A 5,555-nucleotide genomic window follows, 5' to 3' on the forward strand; every position below is an offset into this window, starting at 1 on the left:
GTACAAGGTTCATCATGTTTGGAAATAATATAGGGAAAATATACAATAATAATTGCACAAAAAGCGTCAAATACATATTCTTCAATAAAACATTTAATATTATTGATAATAGTATTGTAAAAATGGAAATCAAAATCATATAAAGTATAGATATACCTAGGTATTGGTATATTGGATAAACTTCAAAAATACCATCAAAGATAGCAATCGGGAAGGAAGGGTTACCAAATCCCTTAAAATAAATTAACGGTAGACTGCAAACAAATAACTCTAGAAGAAATATTCCTACTATGAGCATTAATGAGATACATTTAGCTATTACATACTTATCAAACGTGATTGGATATCCCTTAATTAAAGATGTATGTTGGAAGTCCTCAATCATGATTCCACATGAATACATACACATGAAAACAAACCAGACTGAACCTAGTACTCCAAATAGATAAGCAAGAAATGRAAAGAAAGATAATGAATCTATGGAAAACGACATTCCGGTTTTCTTAATAGATTGATAAAACACTCGATCTAATTGATTTTCTACTTTTGTAGGTAGATAAATCGCAACACGATCAAAGCCCTCCATATCAAATGAGTTAGCTCTTAAATCTGCAAGGTCTATAGCTGTATCTACAAATAATTCTGGTCGTTCCATTGTTAGTGACATGCTTTGCTTAGCTACATATTGACGTTGAAGTGCTAAATTCTTATATAAGTCACTGCCATTTCCTTCATCAGTTGCGTCTACATTTTGAAATTTACTCAACGCTAAAGAAAGCGATTGAGTTTCTCCAGATATTTCTTTATCTTTGTTTCCTAAATCCTCAGTTTTCACAAATAACATCAAGCCAAAAATAACTACTGCTACGAAAATACAAGCAAAAATATTTTTTTTATTTGATTTCTCTAGGATTAAACAAGTTTTAAAAATGTTCCACATTGGCATCCCTCAACTTCTAATCTCAGTATTTAATATGTATCCACAGATAACACAAATATTTGAAACTAGCTCAAATATCTTAAAGTTCCTAACCTATATTACCTCCCTATTCTATGAAATATAGTATCGGTAACTAGAAAATTTTAACATAAATATATGTAACATTCATACCCTAAATTTCAAAATATTGGGACGTTTTTTAGTATTAAACTAAAAGAAACCATTTTGACAAAAATCAAAATGGTTTCTTCTATATAAAAAATAGTATTAAAAAAGAATTTTGAAGGTTACTTAGACTTAACAGAGTAGTTTCTAATTCACATTTACCTATAATATGAACTATTTTTCCCATGAGCACTACTCTTAAATCTTCCATTAACACCTTGTCATCTGGTGAAACATGTAATATATGTCACTGCCTGATTAAGTTAAACTTCACATAATGATGCTTGCTTTTCTGCAAGCTCTATTTCGAAACCAAGATCTTGCAACATTAAATAGTCTTTATTCTCCGCTTGACCTTCTGTCGTTAAATAGTCGCCAACGAAAATACTGTTTGCTGCATATAGACCCAATGGTTGGAGTGAACCAAGATTCACCTCGCGACCACCTGAAATACGAATCTCTTTTGTTGGATTCATAAAACGGAACAGTGCCAGTACCTTCAAGCAATAGCGAGGGTTCAGTTCGTTTGTACCTTCCAGTTTTGTACCATCAATCGCATGCAGGAAATTTACTGGTATCGAATCCGCATCCAGGCGGCGAAGTGCACGTGTAATATCAACTACATCTTCCTTCGTTTCTTTCATACCAACTATTGCTCCTGAACATGGAGAGATACCATGTTTTTTCACAATTTCCACCGTATTCACACGATCTGCATATGTATGTGAAGTCGTGATGTAATCGTGATGGCGTTCAGATGTATTTAAGTTATGATTATAGCGATCGACACCAGCATTTTTCAGCTGCTCGGCTTGTTCTTCTCTTAAAAGTCCTAAGCAAGCACATACTTTCAATCCGTATTTCTCTTTAATTTCTTCTACTGCCTCACTGACAACATTTACGTCTTTACGTGTTGGACCACGGCCACTTGCAACGATACAAAATGTACCGATTTGATTTTCAAATGCATGCTTAGCACCTGCCAATATTTCTTCTTTTGATATAAACGGATATTTTTCGATTGGTGCAGTTGATTTTGACGATTGTGAACAATAACCGCAGTCCTCTGGGCAATAGCCACTTTTCGCATTCATAATCATATTTAATTTCACTTTTTTCCCGTAATAATGCTTACGGATTGTAAAAGCACCATGCAGTAGGGGTAGTAGTTCATCATCGTCCGTTGTTAAAATTTCCATTGCCTCTTCATTTGTTATTTCTTTACCGTCAATGACTTCCTGAGCTAATGTTTGCCAGTTCATTTTGTGTGCCTCTTTTCGTTGAATGTATTGTTTTCAAAAATGGATATATACGAGTAGCTATTAAACTCGTAAAAATAGCAAGTGCAATGTCAACACCTACCGTATTTAACAGCCCTACTGCCAGTACATGTGATAGGTTAGTTGGTACGTCCAGCCAAAGATTTAATGCCAGGTAAAGATAAGGTACACCAATCGCATAAATGACAGCAGTTCCAATCAAATTCGCAACAATAAAGTGTTTGCGTGTAGGTTGCTCGACGCGTTCAATGATGAAGCCGATCACATATGCACCTACAACGAAGCCAATTAAATAACCAAATGTCGGTTGTAATACATACATAATACCTCCGCCTTGAGTAAAGACAGGAAGTCCCGCTAAACCGACGAGGACATAAACCAACTGACTTTGAAGACCTCGCTTACTTCCTAATAATGAACCTGCTAAATACACGACAATAATTTGCAGTGTAAAGGGCACAACGGGTAACGGAATTTTAATAAAAGCGCCAATTGCGGTCATTGCAGCAAAAACCGCAACAAGGGTAAGCGATAAAGTTCGTGAGTTTTTCAATTTATATTCCCCTGTCTTTGAAAAATTGTTCGATAACTACTCTCGTTGTCCCAATCATCCATTCGATTTCATCTTCTGAAATGACATAAGGTGGCATGAAATAAATAATATTACCGAGCGGACGGATCAGGAGCCCTTTCTCTAGTGCACGCTGATAAATTTGATAGCCGATTCGCTCTTCACTTGGGAATGACGACTTCGTCTCTTTATTTGCAACTAATTCAATTGCCCCAACGAAGCCAGTTTGACGATATTCACCTACATAAGGTAAATGTTCAAATGCTCTTTTTGCTAATTTTTTTAACAATTCTTGTTTGGCTACTAACTTTGTCAACACTTGTTCTTCTTCAAAAATGGCCAATACTTCCTGTGCTACACGTAGTGCGAGTGGGTTACCTGAATAACTATGCGAATGTAAAAATGCCTTCATCGTTCCGTAGTCGTCATAAAAGGCGTTAAATATCTCATTCGTTGTCAATACAGCAGAAAGCGGTAAATAACCACCCGTAATGCCTTTGGATAAACATAAAAAATCCGGTGTAATATCAGCTTGCTCGCATGCAAAGAATGTACCAGTACGGCCAAACCCGACCGCCACCTCATCAGCTATTAGATGCACATCATATTCATCGCATAATGCCCTTAATTTTTCCAGAAAAACAGGCGGATACATTTTCATTCCTGCTGCCGCTTGAATTAACGGTTCAATAATGGCAGCAGAAATCGTATCGGCATATTGCTTCAATTGTTCTTCTACATACTGTGTACAAGGAGCGCTACAGGTCGTTGGTGATTCGCCAAAAGGACAGCGAAAACAATCCGGTCCCTGTGTATGTACAACGTTTAATAACAGAGGAGCAAATACTTCGTTGTATAAACCGACTCCTCCAACGGACAAGGCACCGAGTGTTTCGCCATGATAGGCATTTGTAAATGCTAAAAACCGTTTTTTCTTCGGCTGATTCGTTTGTGCACGGTACTGAAAGCTCATTTTTAGCGCGACCTCAATGGCGGCGGATCCGTTATCGGCAAAAAACACTTTTTCCAAACCTTTTGGTGTCAGTGCAACGAGTTTCTCAGCCACATGTATCGCAGGCTCATGGGTAAAGTTCGCAAAAATAACGTGCTCTAATTTTTGTGCTTGTTCAGCTAAAGCCTTGCTAATACGCGGATTCGCATGGCCAAATAAATTGACCCACCATGAGGAAACTGCATCTAAATAGCGATTTCCTTGATTGTCGTACAACCACACCCCTTTGCCATGGTCTATCACAATCGGTGGAAAGGATTCATAGTCTTTCATTTGTGAGCAAGGATGCCAAATATGTTTAAGGTCACGAGCTTGAAGTTCTTTATATGTCATCGGTCAACAACCTTTCAAAGACCGATTCATCATCAAAGCTTTCAATCGTACGATTCGCCTCAATTACCACGTATGGAACACCGGTAAATCGACGTATTGTGTCGATATTGTTTTTTTCTAATGCACTCTGCTCGAATTGGTTGAACACAATACCTAGTAATTCGATATTACGTGCCTTCAGCGCATTTACAGATAACAAAGTGTGATTGATTGTGCCGAGCTTCGTATTTGCTACGAGTATGACAGGTAGTGCTGATTGCTGGATAACATCTAACAATGTCAAAGTAGTATCCGAATGAAGTGGCACATATAGTCCTCCAGCCCCCTCACAAATAACTGTGTCATATTCTAATTTTAACTTTTCAATCGCTTTAAGCAGCCTGTCTTCTTTTATAGTTTCCCCTTCAAGTTCCGCCGAAAAATGCGGTGATGCAGGTGTCGAAAAAGAGTATGTATTCAGTGCCTCTTGAGCTAAGGGATGTAAGCTATATTCTAAATAACTTGTTGTGTCCTGATAATAATAGCGACCTTTATCCATGACTTCACCCGTTTGTACAGGTTTGTAAGGTATTACTCTATGTCCCTGCATTTGGAGATGACGCATGAATACTGTTGTGATAAACGTTTTTCCAACATCTGTATCAGTACCTACCACCCAAAAATGTTGCAATGTAATTCCCTCATTTTCTTATTATCTTAAAGATTAACCTAAAAAACACTTGTGTTAACCTATTCAATTAATAGGTTAACACAAGTCAAGTTTGAATTAAAAGATTTATGAAATAATTGAATCAAATTACATATTACGTACTTATAAAAAATCATTGGAAAACAAAAAAATTGGATGATTTTTCAAATAACAAGGGAGAAAATACCCAATTATTTAACCGAAAGATAAAGGAAAATCGAATTTTTGCTATCGAGAAAGCGATCTTTGAGTTTATGTTTTCTACTAACCTGAAGGCTGCTGAAGGAGTTTTATCAGAAGTACTTTTTAAATATAAAAAAGCAACGTCTTAAATGACGTTGCTCCAGCTGGGAGAAAAAGAATATTAATCAATATAAAAGTATAACAATTCGCATTCTTATCTATTGCACTCTATCGTAAAATTTTATGGTCGGCTAATTCTTTCGCTTTCCGCGGACGAAACGCTAGCCTCCTCGGCTCAGCTGTCTATGACAGCTGAGCCTGTGGGGTCTAGCTTATTTCGTTTTTCCGCTGGAGTCTTCAGAAATTGCCGACCATCCTACTAA

At 36.9% G+C, this 5,555-nt stretch carries 6 protein-coding genes; 1 reads left to right on the forward strand and 5 read right to left on the reverse strand.

Going from position 1 to position 5,555, the window contains the following annotated elements; all coding sequences use genetic code 11:
• The 5 genes from AC1DSL_RS15270 to bioD form a co-directional block, all read right to left on the reverse strand.
• A partial coding sequence (locus tag AC1DSL_RS15270; protein WP_477532831.1) for an ABC transporter occupies positions 1-940 on the reverse strand: 940 nt, incomplete at its 3' end.
• 428 nt (positions 941-1,368) lie between these two features.
• Complete coding sequence (gene bioB / locus AC1DSL_RS15275; protein WP_477532832.1) at positions 1,369-2,367, reverse strand: biotin synthase BioB; 999 nt, start codon at positions 2,365-2,367, stop codon at positions 1,369-1,371.
• Positions 2,333-2,887 carry a biotin transporter BioY gene (locus AC1DSL_RS15280; protein ID WP_051123212.1) on the reverse strand — a complete coding sequence of 185 codons (555 nt, stop codon included), beginning with the start codon at positions 2,885-2,887 and terminating at the stop codon, positions 2,333-2,335. The genes bioB and AC1DSL_RS15280 overlap by 35 nt, the downstream gene beginning before the upstream one ends.
• Before the next feature lie 52 nt (positions 2,888-2,939).
• Positions 2,940-4,301: an adenosylmethionine--8-amino-7-oxononanoate transaminase gene (bioA, locus tag AC1DSL_RS15285; RefSeq protein ID WP_477532833.1), complete on the reverse strand. Its 1,362-nt coding sequence runs from the start codon at positions 4,299-4,301 to the stop codon at positions 2,940-2,942.
• Complete coding sequence (gene bioD / locus AC1DSL_RS15290; RefSeq protein ID WP_477532834.1) at positions 4,291-4,971, reverse strand: dethiobiotin synthase; 681 nt, start codon at positions 4,969-4,971, stop codon at positions 4,291-4,293. Before bioD ends, bioA begins: the two co-directional genes overlap by 11 nt.
• Positions 4,972-5,087: 116 nt before the next feature.
• Between bioD and AC1DSL_RS15295 the strand changes: the two genes are divergently transcribed.
• Positions 5,088-5,321, forward strand: coding sequence for a hypothetical protein (locus AC1DSL_RS15295; RefSeq protein WP_477532835.1), 234 nt, complete (start codon positions 5,088-5,090; stop codon positions 5,319-5,321).
• The last annotated feature ends 234 nt before the right edge of the window (positions 5,322-5,555 follow it).

It is taken from the genome of Paenisporosarcina sp. P4_D4, from assembly GCF_056401835.1.